Genomic DNA, 21,304 nt, shown 5'->3' on the forward strand with positions numbered 1-21,304 from the left:
GGCTCGGCCGACCGGGCTCAGCTCTGGGTCAGCGCCCAGATGCCCACCGCGAAACAGACCAGCGCCACCAGCAGCACCGGGACCGCCACCTTCGGGGACGGTCCCGGATGTCTCTGCGGGGCGCGCGCCGGAGCGACCGCCGGAGCGACCGCCGGGCCGTGCGGGGGAACCTCCGCGCCGGGCGCGGGAGTCCGCGGCTGCCCGACGGTGTACGCGCGGGTGAGAGCCGGTTCGTGCTGCACGGCGGACGTGGGCGCCTGTGAGGGATCCGGCGCGGGAGCGGGGACGGGAGCGGCGTACGGGGGCGCCGAGTGCGCCGTGTGCGCCGGGAGCGGAGAATGCGGCGCGACCGGCTGAGCCTGCTGGGGCGACGGCGCGGCCTGCTGTGGAGGCGGCGGGAGGTGGAAGCTGCCCGTCTCCGACATCGGCACCGGCGGCTGGGTGTACGGCTGCTGCACGGGCTGCTGGGCCGCCGGCTGGCTTGGTTGGCCCTGCTGTTCCGGCTGTTCCGGCTGTCCCGGCTGTCCCGGCTGGGCGTCCTGGGCGTTCTGGGCGTTCTGCGCGTTCTGAACGGGAGCCGTGATCGGTCCCGAGGGGCCGAACCCGGTGGGCAGCGGCCCGATTTGGTCGAAGACCTCGACCGGCTCGTCCTCGGCTCCGGGCTCCGGCAGCATCTCGACCGCGGCCGTCAGCGCCTTGCGCGCACCCGTGGCCGTACGGAACCGGGCCTGCGGATCCGGCTGCAGCAGTCCCGCGAGGACCTGCCACAACGGCTCGGGGATCCCCTCCGGTGCGGCGGGCGTGCCGTACGAGGCGAAGTGCTCGACGATCGCCTGCGCGTCGGGCTTCTTGCCCTGGAGCAGATACAGCGCGACGAGGCCGACCGCGAACAGGTCCGCGGGGAAATCGGGTTCCGCGCCCATCATTTGCTCGGGCGCGAAATAACCGGGCGTTCCCACCACGTAGTTGGTCTCGGTGAGGCGCGGCTCTCCCTTGCGCATGGAGATACCGAAGTCGGACAGCCGCAGATGCGGTCGTCCGGTACCGGTCGCCTCCATCAGGATGTTGGCCGGCTTGATGTCCCGGTGCACCACACCCTCCGCATGCACCGTGGACAGCCCCGACAGCAGCTGGTCGAGGAGCGTGCAGACGAAACGGGGCGGCAACGGTCCGTAGTCGCCGATGACATGCGCCAGCGAACCGCCGCTCACCAGATCCATGGTGAACAGGACCTTGTCGTCGTCCGCCGCCCAACTGGCGGGCGCCAGCACATGCGGATGCTCGATCCGCAGCGCCTGCTCACGGACGAAGCGCAACAGCGTGTGCGCGTCGCTCTGCTGGAGGACCTTGGCCGCCACATAGCGGCGGCGCCGGTGGTCCCAGGCCCGCCAGACGGCGCCGACCCCACCACGTCCGATCGGATCGATCAGTTCGTACCGACCGGCGAAGACCTCACCCATTGTGCTGCGCCCGCTCCCAGTTCCTATTTCGGTCCACGGCGTTCCTGTTTCGGCCCACGGCCGGCTTCGGGGGTGGTGTCCGGCCCGATCCAGCGAAAGCTAGCCCTGGTGTCCCTCGTAGTGCGCCACCGCGTCCGCGGTGCGCCCTGCGCCGTACACCCGGAGGAACTCTGCCAGTTCCGGGTGGGTCGGGGCGAGGGCGTCGGCGGCATCGATGATGTCACCGGCGGCCGCGACCGACCGCAGCAGCGACTGGATCTCGCGGACCACGCGCCGGACGGTGGGGGCGCCGCCGGTGGTCGAGGTCTGTCCGGTGCCGGTGAGGACGGAGCCGCCCTGGGACTTCTTGATCTCTTCCATGCGGTCGGTGGCCTCGCCCGCGCTGACGCTGCCGTCCGCGACCTGTCCGGCCAGCTCCTGGAGCGCCTGGACGCGCTGGACGACCGCGGGGTTGCCGATCTTCGCCCGCTGGCCGCTCATCAGCTGGGAGAGCATGGGGGCGGACAGCCCGAGGACGGCGGCGAGCCGGGCCTGGTTCAGGCCGAGATCATCGATCAGCCGGCGGAAGAGCGCACCGAGAGGCTCCCCGTACCAACTGCGCTGAAGCTCTCTGGCCCTTGCCGTTGCCTCTTGCTGCGCTGCGTCCATGGCGTCTCCCCTTCGCTGCGGCTTCGCTGCTGCGAACCTCGTCGAGCATCTTACGGAGAGTGGTCGCCGACCGGGAGCCCCCATCTTTTTGCAGGATTCCGGGGAGTACCCGGTACTCTGGTCTGCGGCGGTGGCCAGGACGCAGAAGCGTCTGGGGCTGTCCGTTTTTCGGGGCCTTAGCTCAGTTGGTAGAGCGCTGCCTTTGCAAGGCAGATGTCAGGAGTTCGAATCTCCTAGGCTCCACCCATCAACCCCCTCTGACCGGCACGAACGCGGTCGGAGGGGGTTTTGCGTGCTGCCGTGCGCCGTGAGGGCATGGCGGGGAGCAGCGAGGGAAGCGGCCGGGCGGCAGGGAAAACGGAACCCGCGCTGGAAGGCCACGATGTCTTCCGGCGCGGGTTCGTCGTTCGGGGACCGGCTCAGCGGCGGTCGTCCGGTCCGGTACCGTCCACACCCTCCTGGCCGTCCGACCCGTCGGCCTCCGACTCGGCCTGCTTGGCCCGGACCTCGGGGTCCAGCGGGGCGGGGCCGCTGCCGTCGACCGAGGTCAGCGGCGCACGGTCGGAGACCTCCGTGGCAGCGGGCGGTTCGACCAGCCAGTCGGGGTTGGCCTGCTTGTCCCACCACCGCCAGGCGGCGTAGGCGCCGCCCGCCACGATGCCGACCACGACGAGTCCCTTGAGCAGCCGCCCGGCCTTCGCCCGCCGCTCGTGCTTCCTGGCCAGCTGCCGGATCTCCGCCGCCGTGACCTGCCCGCGCAGCGCGGCCAGCGCGGCGGCGCTGCGGGCCGAGGCCTCCTCGGCCATGGGCTGGGCGACGGCCATCGCGTGCTCGACCCGCGGCACCGTGTAGTCCGCGGCGGTACGGGCCGCCCGGCGGGTGCGGTGCGCGGCGCGCCGGCCGACCTCGTCGACCTTGGGCGGCACATGGGTGAGGGCCAGTTCGATACGTGGTGCCAGATGCGCGTCGTATTGGACGCGGGCTTGCTGGGCCGCCTTGGACACCTTCGGCGCGAGCCGCGTGCGGGCCTCGTACGCAAGATGTGCGGCCTGGTCCTTGGCCGTGTCGGCGTAGGGCGCCACCACTTCCGCGGCGTGCTGCACGCTGTCCTTCGCCGAGTCGGTTGCGGCGCGCACGCTGTCGATGCGGGTCACGGGATCCTCCTCCTTGGTGGCGGGTAGACACTCCGCCTTTCCACCCATTTCGAGATCATGCCTGCCGGAGTCCCGTATGGCATGCGGGGTGGGCATCCGGGTCATTCAGGTCATGAGTGATGTCTTCGGGCAATGCGGTGCAAGGGGAGCTTGCCGACGACAATGCCACGGTTCGCTCCAGCCCGCGCCGCTTCGTCACGCACTTGGCCGCATTTGTTCCTGCAGGGAGCGGCACGGGAAGCGGACCGGCGGGGATGCGGGCGGGCGCGGGTTGCGACGGCGTGCGAGGCGCGGAAATGGGGGCGCGGAATGGGGCAGGGAGGTGACGCCACGCCTTCGCCGGTAGCGGCCGGGCGCCTGAGCGCACGGCCCGTGCGAGGATCGGTGAGCGTCACTGAAGACTTGGTGAATGTCACTGAGACCTTGGTGAACGTCACTGAGGACTCAACATCACCGAAGACTTACGGAAGGCAGATCGTGGCCGAGGAGCTTTACGCCACCTTGAAGACCAACCAGGGCGACATCGAGATCCGGCTTCTGCCGAACCACGCGCCCAAGACGGTCAAGAACTTCGTCGAGCTCGCCAAGGGCGAGCGTGAGTGGACGCACCCCGAGACCGGTAAGAAGTCGACGGACAAGCTGTACGACGGCACCGTCTTCCACCGGGTCATCAGCGGCTTCATGATCCAGGGCGGCGACCCGCTCGGCAACGGCACCGGTGGCCCGGGGTACGAGTTCGCGGACGAGTTCCACCCCGACCTCGCCTTCACCAAGCCGTACCTGCTGGCCATGGCCAACGCCGGTCCGGGCACCAATGGCTCGCAGTTCTTCGTGACCGTTTCGCCGACCGCCTGGCTGACCGGCAAGCACACCATCTTCGGCGAGGTCACCGACTCCGCCAGCAAGAAGGTCGTGGACGCCATCGCCGCCACCCAGACCAACGCTCGCACCGACCGCCCGGTGCAGGACGTCGTGATCGAGTCGGTCGCCATCGAGACCCGTTGAGTCATCGGGACCCGTTGATCACCTGAAGACTCGTTGATCAGCCGAGGACCCGTTGATCAGCCGAGAACCCCGATGATCACCTGTGGTCATCGACTGATCACACACTGATTTCCCGTTCGGGAACCAACCGCCCTGCCCGTCCGTACTGATACATAGCGGACGAGCAGGGCGGCGTTGTGCGTGTCGTGCCCGCCATGACGAGGACCGAAGGGACCGGGAAGCGATGGGACCGATGGACCAGCAGCCGCCGGGAGGCACGGACCGGTCCGCCGCCGCGGACGGCTCGCTCAGCTGCTACCGCCACCCCGGTCGCGAAGCGAACATCCGCTGCACCCGCTGCGAGCGCCCGATCTGCCCCGAGTGCATGATCGACGCCTCGGTCGGCTTCCAGTGCCCGGACTGCGTCCGTCAGGGATCGGGTACGGGACACGGGCCGGCCGCCAATCAGCCGCGCACTGTCGCGGGCGGCAGCGTCACCGCTGATCCCCGCCTCGTCACCAAGATCCTTCTCGGTATCAATGTCGCCGTGTACATCGCAGTGCTGGCGAGGGGCACCGCGCTGGTCGACGAGCTGATGCTGATCGGCCGCGCCACGACCCACTACGGCGGTCCGCTCGAAGGCGTCGCGGAGGGCCAGTGGTACCGACTGGTGACGTCGATGTTCCTGCACCAGGAGGTGTGGCACATCGCGTTCAACATGCTGGGGCTGTGGTGGCTCGGCGGGCCGCTGGAATCGGCGCTCGGCCGTGCCCGCTACCTCACGCTCTACATGATCTCCGGCCTGGCCGGCAGCGCCCTCACCTACTGGCTCTCCGTGCCCGTGCAGGGTTCGCTCGGAGCCTCCGGGGCGATCTTCGGGCTGCTGGGCGCCACCGCCGTGCTCCTGCGCCGGCTCAACTACGACATGCGTCCGGTCCTCGCGCTCCTCGCGGTGAACCTGGTCATCACCTTCAACCCCTGGGGCGGAATCGCCTGGCAGGCACATGTCGGCGGCCTGATCGCGGGCACGTTGATCGCGATCGGCATGGTGCACGCACCCCGCGAGCGGCGCGCGCTGGTGCAGTACGGCACCAGCGCCCTGGTCCTGGCGGCCGTGATTCTCGTGGTCGTCGCCAGAACTGCCGCGCTGACCTGAGCGGACGTGGCACCCGGGTCGGTTGTCCACAGTCGTAGTTGTCCACAGCGGGTGCCGGATCTTGTGCATTCTGTGGGAACAACTGTGCCCCTTGTCGCTGAGCTGGGTTTTTCCAGTCGGGACAAGGGGCGTGCCATCCCCCGATGGGGGAGGCTGCAGTCACATCGGCGTCAACCGCCAGGGAGTTATCCACAGATCGTCTGACCTTTTCCCCTGCCTGTGGATAACGCTGTGGGTAACTCGGGGCAAGGCTTGCGGGACGGGGCCCCGCTGTGCCACCAGGAGCGCCGCGGTTCTGCTTCCACCGGGGTGCTACTGCTGCTGCGGTGCTACTTCCACTGCGTGGAGACACCGAAGCCGCCGGCGATGAAGCCGAAGCCGACGACGATGTTCCAGTTCCCCAGGTCCTTGATCGGCAGATCGCCGTCGGTCACATAGAAAACGACGATCCAGGCCAGACCGATCAGGAAGAGCGCCAGCATCACCGGCGCCACCCAGCTGCGGCTGGTCAGCTTTATGTTGGTTGCCTGCTTCGCCGGAGGAGGCGTGAAGTCGGCCTTCTTGCGGATACGTGACTTCGGCACGAGGAACTCTCCTGTCGATGCGCTGCGTGACCGCGCAGGGAACTGTGGCTGGCGCCGGGGCGGGGCTCGAGGGGAATACTGCCTCCCCCCGGGCGTCCGTTAGCGTAGTGCTTCCCTGGCGCCGAAGGAGATAAGGGTACGTTGAGCAATTCTGCCGACTCCCCCCAAGGCCCGGTCCGGCGCACCTTCCGGCACCCGGCCCGCGTGCTGACCGCTGCCGTCTTCGCCCTCGCAGGACTGATCTTCGTCACCAGTGCCAACACGGCCAAGGGCACCAATATCCGCACCGACTCCTCGCTGCTGAAGCTCTCCGATCTCATTCAGCAGCGCAGCAACAAGAACGCCCAGCTGGACGAGACCAACGCGGCCGTGCGCGAGGACGTCGACGCCCTCGTCCGGCGCGACGACGGCAGCACCAAGGCGGAGGACGCCCGGCTCAAGGAGCTGGAGCGGGCCGGCGGCACCACGAAGCTCACCGGCCGGTCGGTGAGCGTCACTCTCAATGACGCCCCGCCCAATGCCACCGCCAACCCCGGCTACCCCGACCCGCAACCCAATGACCTGGTCATTCACCAGCAGGACCTGCAGGCGGTCGTCAATGCCCTCTGGCAGGGCGGTGCCCGGGGCATCCAGGTCATGGACCAGCGGCTGATCTCCACCAGCGCGGTGCGCTGCGTCGGCAACACCCTGATTCTCCAGGGCCGGGTCTACTCCCCGCCGTACAAGATCACCGCGGTCGGCGACCCGGGCAAGCTCAAGCAGGCGCTCAACAATTCCCCGGCGATCAGCAACTACCTGCTGTACGTGAAGGCGTACGGGCTCGGCTGGAAAGTCGACGAGCACGAGGCGGTGACTCTTCCCGGTTACTCGGGCACAGTGGACCTCCACTATGCGGAGCCCGTGAAGTAGCGAGCGGCTGTGGGGAGGCCGGCCAGGTGTCGGTGCGACTGATCGTCAGGACGTTCAGCGAACTCTGCATCACCATCGGCGCCCTGATCGTGCTCTTTGTGGTGTACGTGCTGTTCTGGACCGGGGTGAAGGCGGCCGACGCGGCCGAGGGGCAGATCGACTCCCTGCGCAGCCGGTGGGCACAGGGGACGGTGTCCGCACCCGCGCCGCAGGCCTCCCCGACATCGAAGTCCTCGAAGGCATCAAAGGCATCAAAGGCATCGAAGGAGCCTCCCGCCCCCGCCGCGTACCAGGACGGCAAGCCGTTCGCGATGCTGTACATACCCCGCTTCGGCAAGGGCTGGGAGTGGCCCGTCCTGGAGAACACCGAGGTCAGGACCTTGCAGAAGGGCCTCGGTCACTACACGGGGACCGCCCGCCTCGGTGCGAGCGGCAATTTCGCGGTGGCCGGACACCGCCGTACCTACGGGGATCCGTTCAAGGACTTCCCGAAGCTGCGCCCGGGAGACGCGGTGGTGCTGACGGACGGGACGACGTGGTTCACGTACCGCATCGACAAGAAGCCCTACCGGACGGTACCGAGCGACATCGGGGTCATCGACCCCGTCCCCCGGAAGTCCGGCTTCGACGGGCCGGGCCGCTATCTGACGCTGACCACCTGCGACCCCGAATGGGGCAGCAGCCACCGGCTGATCGCCTGGGCGCACCTCGATGCCACCCAGCCTGTGACCGAAGGCAAGCCGGCAGCTTTCCACAGCTGACCCACGCTTCTGCCCCGGCCCTTTAGTCTGGTCCCGTACCGAATGGAGGGGACAGCATGTACGGCTGGATCTGGCGGCATCTGCCGGGCAACGCATGGGTGCGTGCGCTCATCTCGCTCGTGTTGGTGCTGGCTGTCGTCTACGCGCTCTTCCAGTACGTCTTCCCCTGGGCGGAACCGCTGCTTCCGTTCGGTGATGTGACGGTCGACGGCTCGACCGGGACGGAGGCCGGCCAGTGAGTGCCCGCATCCTTGTCGTGGACAACTACGACAGCTTTGTCTTCAACCTCGTCCAGTACCTCTACCAGCTCGGCGCCGAATGCGAAGTGCTGCGCAACGACGAGGTGACCACGGCACACGCCCAGGACGGCTTCGACGGCGTTCTGCTGTCGCCCGGTCCCGGCACCCCGGAGCAGGCGGGCGTCTGCGTCGAGATGGTGCGCCACTGCGCGGCGACGGGCGTCCCGGTCTTCGGGGTCTGCCTGGGCATGCAGTCGATGGCGGTGGCGTACGGCGGGGTGGTGGACCGTGCCCCGGAGCTGCTGCACGGCAAGACCTCGCCGGTGACCCATGAGGGAGCGGGGGTCTTCGCCGGCCTGCCGTCCCCCTTCACGGCGACCCGCTACCACTCGCTCGCCGCCGAACCGGACACCGTCCCGGCGGAGCTGGAGGTGACGGCGCGGACCGCCGACGGCATCATCATGGGGCTGCGCCACCGTGAACTGCCGGTGGAGGGCGTGCAGTTCCATCCGGAGTCGGTGCTGACCGAGTACGGGCATCTGATGCTGGCCAACTGGCTGGCGCAGTGCGGTGACACCGGAGCCGTCGCAAGGTCGGCGGGGCTCGCGCCGGTGGTGGGCAAGGCCGTCGCGTGACCGCACTCCGCCCCGAACACGACGCCGGACAGGATGGCCCGTACGAGCAAGGAGCGTACGAGGCCGCAGGCGCGTTCGAGGCGGCGGTCGACCGGTTGGCAGACCCGTTGAACGACCCGCTGCCGGGGCGGCACGCCTCGCCGTGGTTCAGGGCGGGGAACCCGGCTGAGGCAGCGGAGGCGGCTGAGGCACCGGGGGCGGGGCAAGGGCAGCACCGGGCCCCGGACGCGCAGGCACGGGCAGTGCCTCGGGCGCAGGAGCAGGCGCAGGCGCCACATGGGGTGCAGAGCCCCGGGGGAGCTCCGCGGGAGTGGTACGACCCCGAGGGGTTCGAACGGGACTGGTACGGGCAGCAGGCGCCCGCGCAGGCGCCCGCACGGGCTGCGCCCGTTCCCCGGGCGCAGCCCGTGCCCCTTCCCTTCCCGCTCGGCGACGAGACGGTCGGTCTGCCCCGGCTCCGGGGTGACACCCCGCCGGGGCCGGAATCGGATCCGGACTCGAACCCGAACCCGAATCCGAACCCGGATCCGGCGAGCGACGTGGAGAGCTTCGCCGAACCCGGAACGGAGCCCGAAGGCACCGGCCCGGAACCGCGCACCGGAGGCCGTGCCGAACGGCGTCGCGCCGCCAAGGGGCGGGGGCGCCGCCGAGCCGACCAGCGGCCGGACACCGAGGCGACGACCGCCGCACAGGCCGACAAGCCGATGTCACGCGTCGAGGCACGGCGTGCGGCGCGCGCGGCGAAGGACAGCCCGGCCGTGGTGGCCAGCCGGGTCACCGGGGAGCTGTTCATCACGCTCGGCGTGCTGATGCTGCTGTTCGTCACCTATCAGCTGTGGTGGACGAATGTGCGCGCCGACCAGTACGCCGGCAAGGAGACGCACAAGATCCAGGACGACTGGGCGAAGGGCGACCGCAATCCTGGTGTGTTCGAAGCGGGGCAGGGATTCGCCATCATCCACATCCCCAAGCTGGACGTGGTCGCTCCGATCGCCGAGGGCATCAGCAAGGAGAAGGTCCTCGACCGGGGCATGGTGGGTCATTACGGCGAAGGGGCGCTCCGTACCGCGATGCCGTCGGCCAAGCAGGGAAATTTCGCCCTGGCCGGTCACCGCAATACGCACGGCGAGCCATTCCGCTACATCAACCGGCTGAGCCCCGGCGACCTGATCGTGGTCGAGACACAGGACGCGTACTACACGTACAAGACGACGAGGACGCTGCCACAGACATCGCCGTCCAATGTCTCGGTGATCGATCCGGTTCCGCGCGGATCCGGGTTCACCGGGCCGGGCCGGTACATCACTCTGACGACCTGTACGCCGGAATTCACGAGTACGTACCGTTTGATCGTCTGGGGCAAGATGGTCGACGAACGACCGCGCAGCAAGGGGAAGCCCGACGCGCTCGTGGGCTGAATCATCATCACGACAGGGACGGGTGCGGTGACAGCTAGGACCGAGCACGAAGAGCGGGTCGGCGAATCCGCGCCCCCGCCCCGGCGCAGGGGCCGCCATCCCGTCGCGACCGTGATCAGTGTCTTCGGCGAACTGCTGATCACCGCGGGCCTGGTGCTGGGGCTCTTCGTCGTCTACTCCCTCTGGTGGACGAATGTGCTCGCCGATCGTGAGGCCACCAAGCAGGGCCACACCGTCCGCGACCGCTGGGCGGGCGGGCCGGGCGCGCTGGACACGAAGGACGGCATCGGCTTCCTCCACGTCCCGTCGATGAAGAACGGCGAGGTGCTGGTCAAGAAGGGCACCGACACCGAGAACCTCAACAACGGCATCGCGGGCTATTACACGGACCCGGTGAAGTCGGCGCTTCCGTGGGACAAGAAAGGCAACTTCACCCTGGCCGCCCACCGTGACGGGCACGGTGCCAAGTTCCACAACATCGACAAGGTGAAGACCGGGGACGCGGTCGTCTTCGAGACCAAGGACACCTGGTACGTCTACAAGGTCTTCAAGGAGCTTCCCGAGACGTCGAAGTACAACGTCGAGGTTCTGCAGCCCGTGCCGAAGGAATCGGGCGCGAAGAAGCCCGGACGCTACATCACGCTGACGACCTGCACGCCGGTCTACACGTCGAAGTACCGCTACATCGTGTGGGGCGAGCTGGTGCGTACGGAGAAGGTGGACAAGGACCGTACGAAGCCGGCGGAGCTGCGCTAGCCGATACGATGATCCGGGCCCGAAGTCGCAACCAATCCTTGCGACTTCGGGCCCCTGTCGTTCCGACCGGCTGCTCCTACTTGAGCACCTGCAGCTTCGCGCCCGCGCTCCAGGCCTCCAGGAGGCCGCGGTGCACGGCGGTGACGCCGGCCCGCATCGCGATATCGAGCGTCTCGCGGGAGAACGGGCAGGTCGCCACATACACAGCAACGTCTGCCCGGTGCAGAGTCTTGGTGCCGACGAACTTCTGCATCTCACCACTCCACACAGAGCGGTACGGGGCGAAGTTCTTGCACTGGACGACCAGTCGGCGTCCGTCGGCGGTGTACGCGGTGATGTCGGCTCCGCGATCGCCGCTCCCGCCGTGGACCTCGACATCGGTGCAGTCGTCCCGGCGGAGCAGTCCGGCGATGTGCTGCTCGAACTCCCGCCAGTTCATGGCGTCCATGGCGGCCATGACCCCGACGAGCGGGCGCCGTTCCTGTGCCCGCTGGAGGCGCCGCAGCTGGACATCGTGCCGGACGAGCCGCCGCTCGATCTGCTGGACGTTCTCGCGAAGGCTGACGAGTTCTCGCTGCTGCTCGCCGGACGTTTCGATGAGGGCGCTGAGCATGGGGACGACGGTGGAGCCGAGGAGACGGGTGAAGCTCTCTTCGCTGAGCCGTGTGATGCGGGCGTCGAGTGACTCGACGTCGCTGTCATGCCCCGGGGCGTCCACGACGGTCGGCTGTGCCCGGAAGGTGTGCTCGAGGTCGAGCAGGTACGTACGGACACGGCGTGCGACGTCACTGTCCCGGAGCAGCATGGCGACGTTCAGGACCGTCCGCCGGAGCCAGAGAGCCATGCTCGAACGAGGCTGTGGATAACTCTCTGGATAGGAACTCAGAGTGAGTTTCTTAAATTTCTGCAGCTCATTGCCCCGGATGACCCGCAGGCCATTCGATTCGAGCTCTTCTCGATGGCGGCTGAGGAGGTTGTTGATGACAGTTTCCGCGACCTCGAAGTAGGCGGCGACCATGGCCGTGGTCACGTGCAGACCGTTCGGCAGCAAGGACAGCACCTTTACTCGGTCGAGTGCCTCCGTCCGCTCGGTGAAGCTCTGACGTTGTGCTTGTGATTCCACCAGAGCGACCTCGTTGATCATGCTCCTGGCCCTTCGCGTAGCCGGATGTACGGCCGGAGCCCGACGCCCCGCCCCGCCTGATCAACGAATCACCACATATGAAGACACGATCGGTTTACGATCACATGTGCGGTATGCAACGGATCCGTGGTGGCGGACACAGCAAAGGGCCCCGGTCGCCGTGTGGCGGCCGGGGCCCGATGGAGCGGTGTGTCCGGGTCAGCGGTGTGAGCCGGACGGGCCGCCGAAGATGTTGCCGTTTCCGCCGCCCGGCATGGTCTGGACGTTGACCGCGCTGTTCTTGTCGACCGGCTGACCCGCGTTGGGCTGGAAGGCGACGACCTTCGCGTTGTCGTCGTTCGGCCCCTGCACCTGGCCGAGCTGCAGACCCGCCCCGGCGAGCAGGGCCTTCGCCTCCGCGATCGTCTTGCCCTGCAGATCGGGAACCGTGGTCTGTTCCGGCTGCTGCGGGCCCTTCGAGACCGTCAGCACGATCTGGGCAGTCAGCGGCTGCATCGAGTCGGGGGGCGGCGTCTGGCTGATCACCTGGTTCGCCGGCTTCTCCGAATCGACGTCGGTCCTGGAGACGTTCGTGAAGCCCAGGCCGTTGAGCTGAGCCACGGCGGCGTCGTAGTCCCGGTCCGCGACGTTCGGCACCTTCTGGGTGGCCTGCTTGGCGACCGTGATCGTGACTTCGGAGTTCTTCTCGGCCTTCGAGTTGCCCTTGGGGTCCTGGTTGATGACCGTACCCGCGGTCTTCTCGGACTCGACCGCGGTGACGTTCACCGTGAAGCCCTTGTCCTCAAGGTCCTTGCGGGCGGTCGCCTCGGTCTTCTCCATGACGTCCGGGACATCGACCTTCGGGGCGCCGGTGGAGACGACGACCGTGACGGTGTCCTTCTTGTCCATCTTCTCGCCGACTGCCGGCGCCTGGCTGCAGATCTTGCCCTTCGGCTGATCCTCGCACGGTTCGCGCGAGCCGATCTTCAGGACGACATCGGGATTCTCCGCGAGCTTCTGTGCTTCCTTCACGGTCGAGCCGATCAGGTTCGGCGCATCGACCTTGCCGTTGTCGCTGTTGCTGTCGCTGAAGACCGACTTGCCGATCAGGACCGCGCCGATCAGCACCAGGACGCCCGCGACGATCAGCAGGATCGTCGAGGTGTTGCTCTTCTTCTGGCGGCGGCGGTCCGGGCGGTCGTCGTAGCCGTAGCCGCCGTCGTCCGGGTTGACCGGGGGCAGCATGGACGTGGGCGCGCCGTTCTGGTCCGCGGCGCGCAGTGCGGTGGTCGGCTGGTCGTTGCCGTATCCGTCGTAGCCGCCGTAACCGGCCGCACCCATCGCCGCGGTGGCGGCGACCGGCTGGCCGTCGAGGCAGGCCTCGATGTCGGCGCGCATCTCGTCGGCCGACTGGTAGCGGTAGTCGGGGTCCTTGACCAGGGCCTTCAACACGATCGCGTCCATTTCGGGCGTGATCTCGGGGTCGAAGTTGCTGGGCTTCTGCGGTTCTTCCCGTACGTGCTGGTAGGCGACCGCGACCGGTGAGTCCCCGATGAAGGGCGGCCGGACCGTCAGCAGCTCGTAGAGCAGGCAGCCGGTCGAGTAGAGGTCGGAACGCGCGTCGACCTGCTCGCCCTTGGCCTGCTCCGGGGAGAGGTACTGGGCGGTGCCGATGACGGCGGCGGTCTGGGTCATCGTCATTCCGGAGTCGCCCATGGCGCGGGCGATGCCGAAGTCCATGACCTTGACCTGACCGGTGCGCGTCAGCATGACGTTCGCCGGCTTGATGTCGCGGTGGACGATGCCGGCGCGGTGCGAGTACTCCAGCGCCTGGAGGATGCCGACGGTCATCTCAAGGGTGCGCTCGGGCAGCAACTTGCGCCCGGAGTGCAGGAGTTCCCTGAGTGTCGACCCGTCGACGTACTCCATCACGATGTACGGGATGGACACCCCGTCGACGTAGTCCTCGCCGGTGTCGTAGACGGCGACGATCGCCGGGTGATTGAGCGAGGCGGCGGACTGGGCCTCACGGCGGAACCGGGCCTGGAAGGACGGATCGCGGGCCAGATCGGCCCGGAGCGTCTTCACGGCTACGGTGCGGCCGAGCCGGGTGTCGTGTGCGAGGTAGACCTCGGCCATGCCACCACGGCCGAGCACCGAGCCCAGCTCGTACCGGCCGCCGAGGCGACGCGGCTCTTCCATAACTGTTCCAGCCCTCTCCGTCAGTCCCGACCGCACCGGTGTGCGGTCCGGCGGTGTGCTGCTCGCGCATACGCTACCGGCCGCGCACTACCTGATCGGTCCGTAGTCCTGACCTGATATCTGACCGGTATCCCAATGTGCAGGTATGGCACCCGATGTGATGGGCATCACTTCTTGCTGTCGATGACCGCCTTCATTACTGCCTGTGCGATCGGGGCGGCCAGGCCGCCGCCGGAGATGTCATCGCGGTTGGCCTGACTGTCCTCGACGACCACGGCGACGGCGACCGGAGAGCCGCTGTCGGTCTTGGCGTAGGAGATGAACCAGGCGTACGGATTCTCGCTGTTGTTCAGACCGTGCTGGGCCGTACCCGTCTTGCCGCCGACGGTGACGCCGGGGATCTGGGCGTTCTTTCCCGTGCCGTTCTCGACGACGGTCTCCATCATCTGCTGGAGCTTCTGCGCGTTCTCGCCCGAGAGCGGCTGGCTGAACTGCTCCTTCTCGTGGGTGTAGATCGCGTCGAGGCTGGGGGACTGGCGCTCGGCGACCATGTACGGCTGCATCAGCTTGCCGTCGTTGGCGACGGCCGAGGCGACCATCGCCATCTGGAGCGGGGTGGCGCGGTTGGACGCCTGGCCGATGCCGGCCATGGCGTTCTGCGGCCGGTTGTCCTTGGGGTAGACGCTGGCGTCGGCGCGTACCGGAGTGAAGATCTCCTTGTTGAAGCCGAACTTGTTGGCCTCGTCGATCATCTTCTGGTTGCCGAGATCGTCACTGATCTTGCCGAAGACGGTGTTGCAGGACCACCGCAGCGCTTCCCGGAGCGAGGCGTTCTCGCACGGGATGTTGCCCTCGTTGGCGAGGTCGCCGGTGGTCAGCGGGAGCCGCCAGGGCAGCGGGGAGTTGGTCTTGTCGTCGATCCCCTTGTACAGCCCGTTCTCCAGAGCCGCGGCGGCGGTGACGACCTTGAAGGTCGAGCCGGGCGGGTAGGTCTCGCGCAATGCCCGGTTGAGCATCGGCTTGTCCTTGTCGTCAAGGAGCTTCTTGCGGGCCTTGCTGTCCTTGTCGGAGTTGCCCGCGAAGACCGAGGGGTCGTACGAAGGGGTGCTGACCAGGGCCAGGATGGCGCCGGTCTGCGGGTCGAGCGCGGCCACGGCGCCCTTCTTGCTGCCGAGCCCCTTGAACGCGGCCTTCTGCGCGGCGCCGTTCAGGGTGGTGACGACGTTGCCGCCCTGCTTCTTCTCGCCGGTGAACATCGAGAGGGTGCGGTCGAAGAAGAGCTGGTCGTCGTTGCCGGTGAGGATGCCGTCCTCGAGGTTCTCCAGTTGCGAGGCGTCGAAGGCCTGCGAGGAGTAGCCGGTGACGGGGGCCCACATGGGGCCGTTCTTCCAGACCCGCTTGTACTTGAAGTCGCTGCCCTTGGTCTCGACGGACCCGGTGACGGGGTTGCCGTCGACGATGATGTTGCCGCGCTCGTGGGCGTAACGCTCGATGCGGACGCGACGGTTCTCGTCGCGGCTGTTCAGCTCGTCGGCACGGACGTACTGGAGGTAGTTGGTCCGCACGAGCAGGGCGAGGATGAGGAAGCCGCAGAAGATCGCGATCCGGCGCAGTGGCTTGTTCACGGTCGGACCACCTGGGTCATCTCGGCGTCAGGGGACGGTGCGGGTGCCGGTGCGGGGCGGCGAGCGGTGTCGCTGATCCGGATCAGAATGGCGATCAGTGCCCAGTTGGCCAACACGGACGAACCACCGTACGCAAGGAACGGCATGGTCATACCGCTGAGCGGAATGAGCCCCATGACACCGCCGGCGACCACGAAGATCTGGATCGCGAAGGCTCCTGACAGCCCGATGGCGAGCAGCTTGCCGAAGGGGTCACGGGCGGCCAGTGCTGTGCGTACGCCCCGCTCGACGATCAGGCCGTAGATCAGCAGGACGGCCATCATCCCGGCCAGACCCAGCTCTTCGCCGACGGTGGCGAGGATGAAGTCGGCGTTGGCGGCGAAAAGGATAAGGTCCGAATGGCCTTGGCCGAGCCCGGTGCCGAGCGTGCCGCCGGAACCGAAGGCCATCAGCGACTGGGCGAGCTGTTCGCTCTGGGCCCACGTCGCCTTGGCGAACGGGTCGAGCCAGGCGTTCACACGGGACTGCACGTGCGGCTCGAAGGACGCCACACCCACGGCGCCCACCGCGGACATCAGCAGGCCGAAGACGATCCAGCTGGTCCGCTCGGTGGCGACGTAGAGCATCACCACGAAAAGACCGAAGAACAGCAGCGAGGTGCCGAGGTCGGTCTCGAAGACCAGGACCAGGATCGACAGGGCCCAGATGGTGATGATCGGTCCGAGGTCCCGCCCGCGCGGCAGATACATCCCCATGAATCGGCGGCTGGCCAGCGCCAGTGCGTCACGCTTCACCATGAGATAGCCGGAGAAGAACACCGCGATAAGGATCTTGGCGAACTCTCCCGGCTGGATCGTGAACGGGCCGAGGCTGATCCAGATCTTCGCGCCGTTCACCGCCGGAAAGAACATCGGCAGGACCAGCAGGACCAGCGCCACGGCCATCGAGATGTAGGTGTAGCGCTGCAGGATGCGGTGGTCCTTGAGGATCACCAGCACGGCGACGAAGAAAGCGACACCGATCGCCGAGTACAGCAGCTGCTTGGGAGCGTCCGGGCTGTAGGCGCCGTACTGAGACTCCGCGCGCTGGATCAGTCGCTGCGACTGGTCCAGCCGCCAGATCAGCACCAGCCCCAGGCCGTTGAGCAGGGTGGCGAGCGGGAGTAGCAGCGGATCCGCGTACGGCGCGAACTTGCGCACCACGAGGTGGGCGACGCCTCCGAGCAGGATGAGTCCGGCTCCGTATCCGAACATGCCGGACGGGAGCTTGCCGTCGATGGCGAGCCCGACATTGGCGTAGGCGAACACCGAGATGGCGATGGCGAAGACCATCATCATCAGTTCGGTGTTGCGGCGGCTCGGTGCGTCGATGGCGCCGATCGTGGTCGTGTTGGTGACAACGCTCATGGTGCTGAAGGCCCCCTACGGCTTTACTGCTTACCGCACTGCGGGACCAGCTTTTTCTCTTCCTCCGAGAGGCTGGGACCAGGAGTGGGAGTTTTGGTCGGCTTGGTCTTGGCGGCATCGGACGTCTTGGCGCCACTGGATGTCTTGGCAGCGTCCGTACCCGGTGCCTGGCCCTCGTCGGCGCTGGCCTTCTCGGCGGCACGTCGTTCTGCGTTCTTCTGGCAGGCGGATGCCTGGAGAGCGAGTTCGCCGATCTTCTCCTGGGCGGCGGCCAGGCCGCCCTCGGCGATGGTCGCCTTGACCTGCTTGCGCTGGTAGGGCGGGAGGTACTTGAGTTCGATCTCGGGGTGGTCCTTCTCGACCTTCGAGAGCGAGACCCAGGCCAGGTCCTGGCTGATGCCGCGGAACAGCGCGACGTGTTCGTTCTTCGCGCCGACGTAGAACTGGTTCTGGGTCCAGCGGTAGCCGCCGTAGAGGCCGCCGCCGATGACGGCGAGCGCCAGCACGGTGTAGAGGGACCTCTTCAGCCACTTGCGGCCGCCGCCGGGCTTCACGAAGTCGTCGTCGGTGTACGCGTCGAAGGAGCCGTCGGGCATCCCGCCGTAGCCGCCGTCGACGCCGTCGCCGCTTCCCGGCGGGCCGAAGCCCCCCGCGGGCGGCGGTACGGGGCGGCCGAGGCCGGCTGCCCGTCCGGCGGGGGTCTGCATGGCGGCCGTGCTCTCGGCGGCGGACATCTGAGCGGCCTGGTTCTCGGCGACAGCGCCGACGATGACCGGGGTGTCGTTGAACTGCGCGGCCAGGGTGTCGTTGCTGTCGACGTCGAGGACGTCGGCGACGATGCAGGTGATGTTGTCGGGGCCGCCGCCGCGCAGGGCGAGCTGGATCAGCTCCTGGATGGTCTCCTGGGGGCCCTGGTAGCTGGCGAGCGTCTCTTCCATCGTCTGGTGGGAGACGACGCCGGACAGCCCGTCGGAGCAGATCAGGTAGCGGTCGCCGACCCGGACCTCACGGATGGAGAGATCGGGTTCGACATGGTCGCCACTGCCCAACGCACGCATCAGCAGGGCGCGCTGCGGGTGGGTGGTGGCCTCTTCCTCGGTGATCCGGCCCTCGTCGACCAGCCGCTGCACCCAGGTGTGGTCCTGGGTGATCTGGGTGAGTACGCCGTCGCGCAGCAGGTACGCGCGGGAGTCGCCGACGTGGACGAGGCCGAGGCGCTGGCCGGTCCAGAGCAGGGCGGTGAGCGTGGTGCCCATGCCCTCCAGCTGGGGGTCCTCCTCGACCATCATGCGCAGTTGGTCGTTGGCCCGCTGGACCGCCGTACCGAGCGAGGTGAGGATGTCCGAGCCCGGGACGTCGTCGTCGAGCTGGACGAGCGTGGAGATCACCTCGGAGCTGGCGACCTCGCCGGCTGCCTGGCCGCCCATGCCGTCGGCGATGGCGAGAAGGCGCGGGCCGGCGTAGCCGGAGTCCTCGTTGCCCTCCCGGATCATGCCCTTGTGCGATCCGGCGGCGAAGCGCAGGGAAAGACTCATGCGCACCTCGCCCGTCGGCTCGGGGTACAGCCGGTCTCGAGCCACACTGCCCACCCTCCGGTCGGGAGCCGGGCGGGGTCCGTTGCCCGGACTGCCGCGGCTCGCTCGCTCCGCTCGCTCATTGTCGTACTACTTCCGCAGCTCGATGACGGTCTTGCCGATCCGGATCGGCGCGCCCAGCGGAACAGGTGTCGGGGTGGTGAGTCGGGTCCGGTCGAGATACGTGCCGTTGGTGGACTCGAGATCCTCGACGATCCACTGGCCGTCACGGTCGGGGTAGATCCTGGCATGCCTGCTGGACGCGTAGTCGTCGTCCAGCACGATCGTTGAATCGTGCGCCCGGCCCAGCGTGATGGTCTGCCCCTGGAGCGCCACCGTGGTGCCGGTGAGGCTGCCTTCGGAGACGACCAGCTTTGTGGGTGCCCCCCGGCGCTGGCGCCCTGGCTGCTGGCGTTGCTGCGGCGGTGCCGCGGCATTCTGGCGTGCCTGTGGAGGCCGCGCGTCGTTCGCAGTGCGGCGTGAGCCGCGCTGCGTGACGCGCGTTCCGAACAGGTCGCTGCGGATGACCTGGACGGCCACGATCACGAACAGCCACAGAACAGCCAGGAAACCTAGCCGCATGACCGTCAGGGTCAGCTCTGACATTGCCCCCGCTTCACCCTTCGGCTTGCCGGTAAACGATGGTGGTGCTGCCCACGACGATCCGCGAGCCGTCGCGGAGCGTAGCGCGGGTGGTGTGCTGCCCGTCTACCACGATGCCATTGGTAGACCCGAGATCCTGGATCGTCGAGGGCGTTCCGGTCCGGATCTCACAGTGCCGACGCGATACGCCGGGGTCGTCGATCCGCACGTCGGCGTCGGTGCTGCGTCCCAGCACCAGCGTCGGGCGGGAGATCTGATGGCGGGTGCCGTTGATCTCGATCCAGCGTCGCACCTGCGCGTTCGGCAGGGGGCTGGGCCCGGCCGGCGGGTGCCGGTCGGTGCTGGCTGCTCCGGGCCTTCCGGCACCCGGCGGCGGCGGGGCCGCGGGCATGGGAGGGGCGGAGCTGGGCGGGTATCCGTAGCCGCTGGTGGGTTGCGCGGACCGGCCCGGACCCGGGTAGGGAGGCTGGCCCTGCAGTCCTTGGTGGCCCTGGGGGTCCTGCTGTGACGAACTCGACGCCAGGGTGCGGCTGCGCACCCGGTAGAGCCCGGTGTCGAGGTCGTCGGCCTTCTCCAGGTGGACCTTGATGGGGCCCATGAAGGTGTACCGCTGCTGCTTGGCGTAGTCGCGGACCAGCCCGGAGAGTTCGTCGCCCAACTGGCCGGAGTACGGGCTGAGTCGCTCGTAGTCAGGGGTGCTGAGCTCGACGATGAAGTCGTTGGGGACGACGGTCCGTTCGCGGTTCCAGATCGTCGCGTTGTTGTCGCACTCGCGCTGGAGGGCTCCTGCGATCTCGACCGGCTGGACCTCGGACTTGAAGACCTTGGCGAAGGTGCCGTTGACCAGACCTTCGAGACGCTGCTCGAAACGCTTCATGACTCCCATGGGGCACCTCCTCCGTTGTAGTCGTCCCTGTACTGCTTACTGATCGTATCCACGCGTCGGGAAATCGGCTGGTTCCCCTTGTCTGCCCTGTGGATGAGTGTCACCTCTCACACGGATCGTAGAGGCGGCCTCCTCACAGTGTCCCGCACCCGGGGTGCACAGAGGAGGAGTGGGGGCGACCGCTCGGCGTTCCCGCTTCCCTTCAGCCGGTCGGTGAAACAACGGATGTGAATCCACCCTGTCCAGCGTGCTAATCTTCCGGATGTCGCCAGGGACTCGCACCAAACGGTGAGAGAGTCTCTGAAAACACCACTCTTGCGCGAGTGGCGGAACGGCAGACGCGCTGGCTTCAGGTGCCAGTGTCCTTAGGGACGTGGGGGTTCAAATCCCCCCTCGCGCACAAGAGAGAAGCCCCACAGGCCAAACGGTCTGTGGGGCTTCTTCGTTCCCGGATTCTTGTTTCACGTGAAACGTCTGATTCGAGGCGTCCTGCGGGACGGTGGGGCTTACGAGCTATACGAGTCGTACGTGGCGTATGGGGCTTGTGGGGCTGAGGGGTGACCGCCTCGTGGGGCCGAGGAGGGTCGAGGGGGCGATGGGGCTCGCGGAGTCCTGGTTCCGCGAGCCGCTGTCCGGGGCCTGGGGTCGGATCAGGCCGTCGGCGTCTGCGGGGCGGCCGTGATGGTGTTGCCCGCCGAGTTGTAGCGCAGCAGGTATTCCGCGAACCGGGCGAGATCTTCCTCCGTCCAGTCCGCGAGGCGCTCCTGGTAGGCCGTGCGGCGACTGGCCTGTGTGGAGGCGAGGGCCTGGGTTCCGGCCGCGGTGGGGTGCAGCACCTGGATCCGGTGGTCGTCGGGGTCCGGGTGGCGCTCGACCAGTCCCAGTTTCTCCAGGGTGCCGATCTGTCGGCTGACCGTCGATTTGTCCAGCATGTAGTGCGCGGCCAGATCGGTCGCGCGGCAGCCGTGCCGGTCTTCGATGTGCGCCAGCAGTGTGTACGAGACCAGGGGGAGCTCCGGGTGGAGGCGGGCCGCCGCGGCCCGTGCGCGGCGCGCGAAGGCAGTCAGTTCACGCTGGATGACGTCCAGCGACTCTTCGCGCTCCTCGGGGGTGCCTGGCACGGTTTCGCCTTCCGTCTCGCGGTTCCGGGGTTTCAGTTGTATAGTACAACGAGTTAAAGG

The 21,304-nt window shown here is 67.8% G+C and carries 20 protein-coding genes and 2 tRNA genes; 10 read left to right on the forward strand and 12 right to left on the reverse strand.

Annotated features, from left to right (window positions below; genetic code table 11):
- Window positions 1–17 precede the first annotated feature (17 nt).
- Together OG520_RS20405 and OG520_RS20410 are read right to left on the reverse strand one after the other, a co-directional pair.
- Window positions 18–1,460, reverse strand: coding sequence for a serine/threonine-protein kinase (locus OG520_RS20405; protein WP_406014096.1), 1,443 nt, complete (start codon window positions 1,458–1,460; stop codon window positions 18–20).
- A gap of 99 nt (window positions 1,461–1,559) precedes the next feature.
- Window positions 1,560–2,108, reverse strand: a complete 549-nt coding sequence (locus tag OG520_RS20410; protein ID WP_406014097.1) for a helix-turn-helix domain-containing protein — start codon at window positions 2,106–2,108, stop codon at window positions 1,560–1,562.
- Between the two features lie 170 nt (window positions 2,109–2,278).
- Here OG520_RS20410 and OG520_RS20415 point away from each other — a divergent pair.
- Window positions 2,279–2,351: transfer RNA gene (locus OG520_RS20415), tRNA-Ala, on the forward strand.
- Window positions 2,352–2,527: 176 nt separating this feature from the next.
- On the opposite strand, the gene OG520_RS20420 is transcribed toward OG520_RS20415, so the two are convergent.
- Entirely contained in the window at window positions 2,528–3,262 is a 735-nt protein-coding gene (locus OG520_RS20420; RefSeq protein ID WP_399328668.1) for a DUF5324 family protein, read from the reverse strand.
- A gap of 477 nt (window positions 3,263–3,739) precedes the next feature.
- On the opposite strand from OG520_RS20420, the gene OG520_RS20425 reads away from it, so the two are divergent.
- Both OG520_RS20425 and OG520_RS20430 read left to right on the forward strand, forming a co-directional pair.
- On the forward strand, window positions 3,740–4,267 hold the full coding sequence (locus tag OG520_RS20425) for a peptidylprolyl isomerase (protein ID WP_399328667.1): 528 nt from the start codon (window positions 3,740–3,742) through the stop codon (window positions 4,265–4,267).
- Between the two features lie 232 nt (window positions 4,268–4,499).
- Window positions 4,500–5,402, forward strand: a complete 903-nt coding sequence (locus tag OG520_RS20430; protein WP_399328765.1) for a rhomboid family intramembrane serine protease — start codon at window positions 4,500–4,502, stop codon at window positions 5,400–5,402.
- Between the two features lie 329 nt (window positions 5,403–5,731).
- On the opposite strand, the gene crgA is transcribed toward OG520_RS20430, so the two are convergent.
- Window positions 5,732–5,986: a cell division protein CrgA gene (crgA, locus tag OG520_RS20435; RefSeq protein ID WP_093548084.1), complete on the reverse strand. Its 255-nt coding sequence runs from the start codon at window positions 5,984–5,986 to the stop codon at window positions 5,732–5,734.
- A 141-nt stretch (window positions 5,987–6,127) separates the two neighbouring features.
- Here crgA and OG520_RS20440 point away from each other — a divergent pair, with 141 nt between their 5' ends.
- Genes OG520_RS20440 through OG520_RS20465 form a run of 6 tightly spaced genes read left to right on the forward strand, consistent with a single transcriptional unit; the run spans window position 6,128 to window position 10,704 of the window.
- The gene (locus tag OG520_RS20440) at window positions 6,128–6,895 is read left to right on the forward strand and encodes a DUF881 domain-containing protein (protein WP_399328666.1); all 768 of its coding nucleotides are present in this window, start codon (window positions 6,128–6,130) and stop codon (window positions 6,893–6,895) included.
- A 26-nt stretch (window positions 6,896–6,921) separates the two neighbouring features.
- On the forward strand, window positions 6,922–7,656 hold the full coding sequence (locus OG520_RS20445; RefSeq protein WP_406014098.1) for a class E sortase: 735 nt from the start codon (window positions 6,922–6,924) through the stop codon (window positions 7,654–7,656).
- Between the two features lie 56 nt (window positions 7,657–7,712).
- Window positions 7,713–7,895 (forward strand): hypothetical protein, encoded by a 183-nt coding sequence (locus OG520_RS20450; protein WP_072487564.1) that lies wholly within the window; start codon window positions 7,713–7,715, stop codon window positions 7,893–7,895.
- Window positions 7,892–8,530 (forward strand): aminodeoxychorismate/anthranilate synthase component II, encoded by a 639-nt coding sequence (locus OG520_RS20455; RefSeq protein WP_072487563.1) that lies wholly within the window; start codon window positions 7,892–7,894, stop codon window positions 8,528–8,530. The genes OG520_RS20450 and OG520_RS20455 overlap by 4 nt, the downstream gene beginning before the upstream one ends.
- Window positions 8,527–9,948, forward strand: a complete 1,422-nt coding sequence (locus tag OG520_RS20460; RefSeq protein ID WP_406014099.1) for a class E sortase — start codon at window positions 8,527–8,529, stop codon at window positions 9,946–9,948. Before OG520_RS20455 ends, OG520_RS20460 begins: the two co-directional genes overlap by 4 nt.
- A 27-nt stretch (window positions 9,949–9,975) precedes the next feature.
- Window positions 9,976–10,704 (forward strand): class E sortase, encoded by a 729-nt coding sequence (locus OG520_RS20465; RefSeq protein WP_399328662.1) that lies wholly within the window; start codon window positions 9,976–9,978, stop codon window positions 10,702–10,704.
- 76 nt (window positions 10,705–10,780) lie between these two features.
- Here the strand turns inward: OG520_RS20465 and OG520_RS20470 are convergent, their stop codons facing one another.
- From OG520_RS20470 to OG520_RS20500, 7 genes are all read right to left on the reverse strand, one after another.
- Window positions 10,781–11,848, reverse strand: coding sequence for a restriction endonuclease (locus tag OG520_RS20470; protein ID WP_406014100.1), 1,068 nt, complete (start codon window positions 11,846–11,848; stop codon window positions 10,781–10,783).
- Between the two features lie 198 nt (window positions 11,849–12,046).
- Window positions 12,047–14,029 carry a Stk1 family PASTA domain-containing Ser/Thr kinase gene (gene pknB / locus OG520_RS20475; RefSeq protein ID WP_406014101.1) on the reverse strand — a complete coding sequence of 661 codons (1,983 nt, stop codon included), beginning with the start codon at window positions 14,027–14,029 and terminating at the stop codon, window positions 12,047–12,049.
- A gap of 167 nt (window positions 14,030–14,196) precedes the next feature.
- Complete coding sequence (locus tag OG520_RS20480; RefSeq protein WP_406014102.1) at window positions 14,197–15,654, reverse strand: peptidoglycan D,D-transpeptidase FtsI family protein; 1,458 nt, start codon at window positions 15,652–15,654, stop codon at window positions 14,197–14,199.
- Window positions 15,651–17,060: an FtsW/RodA/SpoVE family cell cycle protein gene (locus OG520_RS20485; protein WP_389972436.1), complete on the reverse strand. Its 1,410-nt coding sequence runs from the start codon at window positions 17,058–17,060 to the stop codon at window positions 15,651–15,653. The genes OG520_RS20480 and OG520_RS20485 overlap by 4 nt, the downstream gene beginning before the upstream one ends.
- 23 nt (window positions 17,061–17,083) lie before the next feature.
- The gene (locus tag OG520_RS20490; protein ID WP_399328659.1) at window positions 17,084–18,595 is read right to left on the reverse strand and encodes a Stp1/IreP family PP2C-type Ser/Thr phosphatase; all 1,512 of its coding nucleotides are present in this window, start codon (window positions 18,593–18,595) and stop codon (window positions 17,084–17,086) included.
- A gap of 129 nt (window positions 18,596–18,724) precedes the next feature.
- The gene (locus OG520_RS20495; protein ID WP_406014103.1) at window positions 18,725–19,240 is read right to left on the reverse strand and encodes an FHA domain-containing protein; all 516 of its coding nucleotides are present in this window, start codon (window positions 19,238–19,240) and stop codon (window positions 18,725–18,727) included.
- A 10-nt stretch (window positions 19,241–19,250) separates the two neighbouring features.
- Window positions 19,251–20,123, reverse strand: coding sequence for an FhaA domain-containing protein (locus OG520_RS20500; RefSeq protein WP_406014104.1), 873 nt, complete (start codon window positions 20,121–20,123; stop codon window positions 19,251–19,253).
- A 317-nt stretch (window positions 20,124–20,440) separates the two neighbouring features.
- Here OG520_RS20500 and OG520_RS20505 point away from each other — a divergent pair.
- Window positions 20,441–20,523 (forward strand) — tRNA-Leu (locus OG520_RS20505).
- 250 nt (window positions 20,524–20,773) lie between these two features.
- Here OG520_RS20505 and OG520_RS20510 read toward each other — a convergent pair.
- Window positions 20,774–21,244 carry a MarR family winged helix-turn-helix transcriptional regulator gene (locus OG520_RS20510; RefSeq protein ID WP_385325592.1) on the reverse strand — a complete coding sequence of 157 codons (471 nt, stop codon included), beginning with the start codon at window positions 21,242–21,244 and terminating at the stop codon, window positions 20,774–20,776.
- Window positions 21,245–21,304 lie beyond the last annotated feature (60 nt).

It is taken from the genome of Streptomyces sp. NBC_00984 (assembly GCF_045162475.1).
GTDB lineage: Bacteria > Actinomycetota > Actinomycetes > Streptomycetales > Streptomycetaceae > Streptomyces.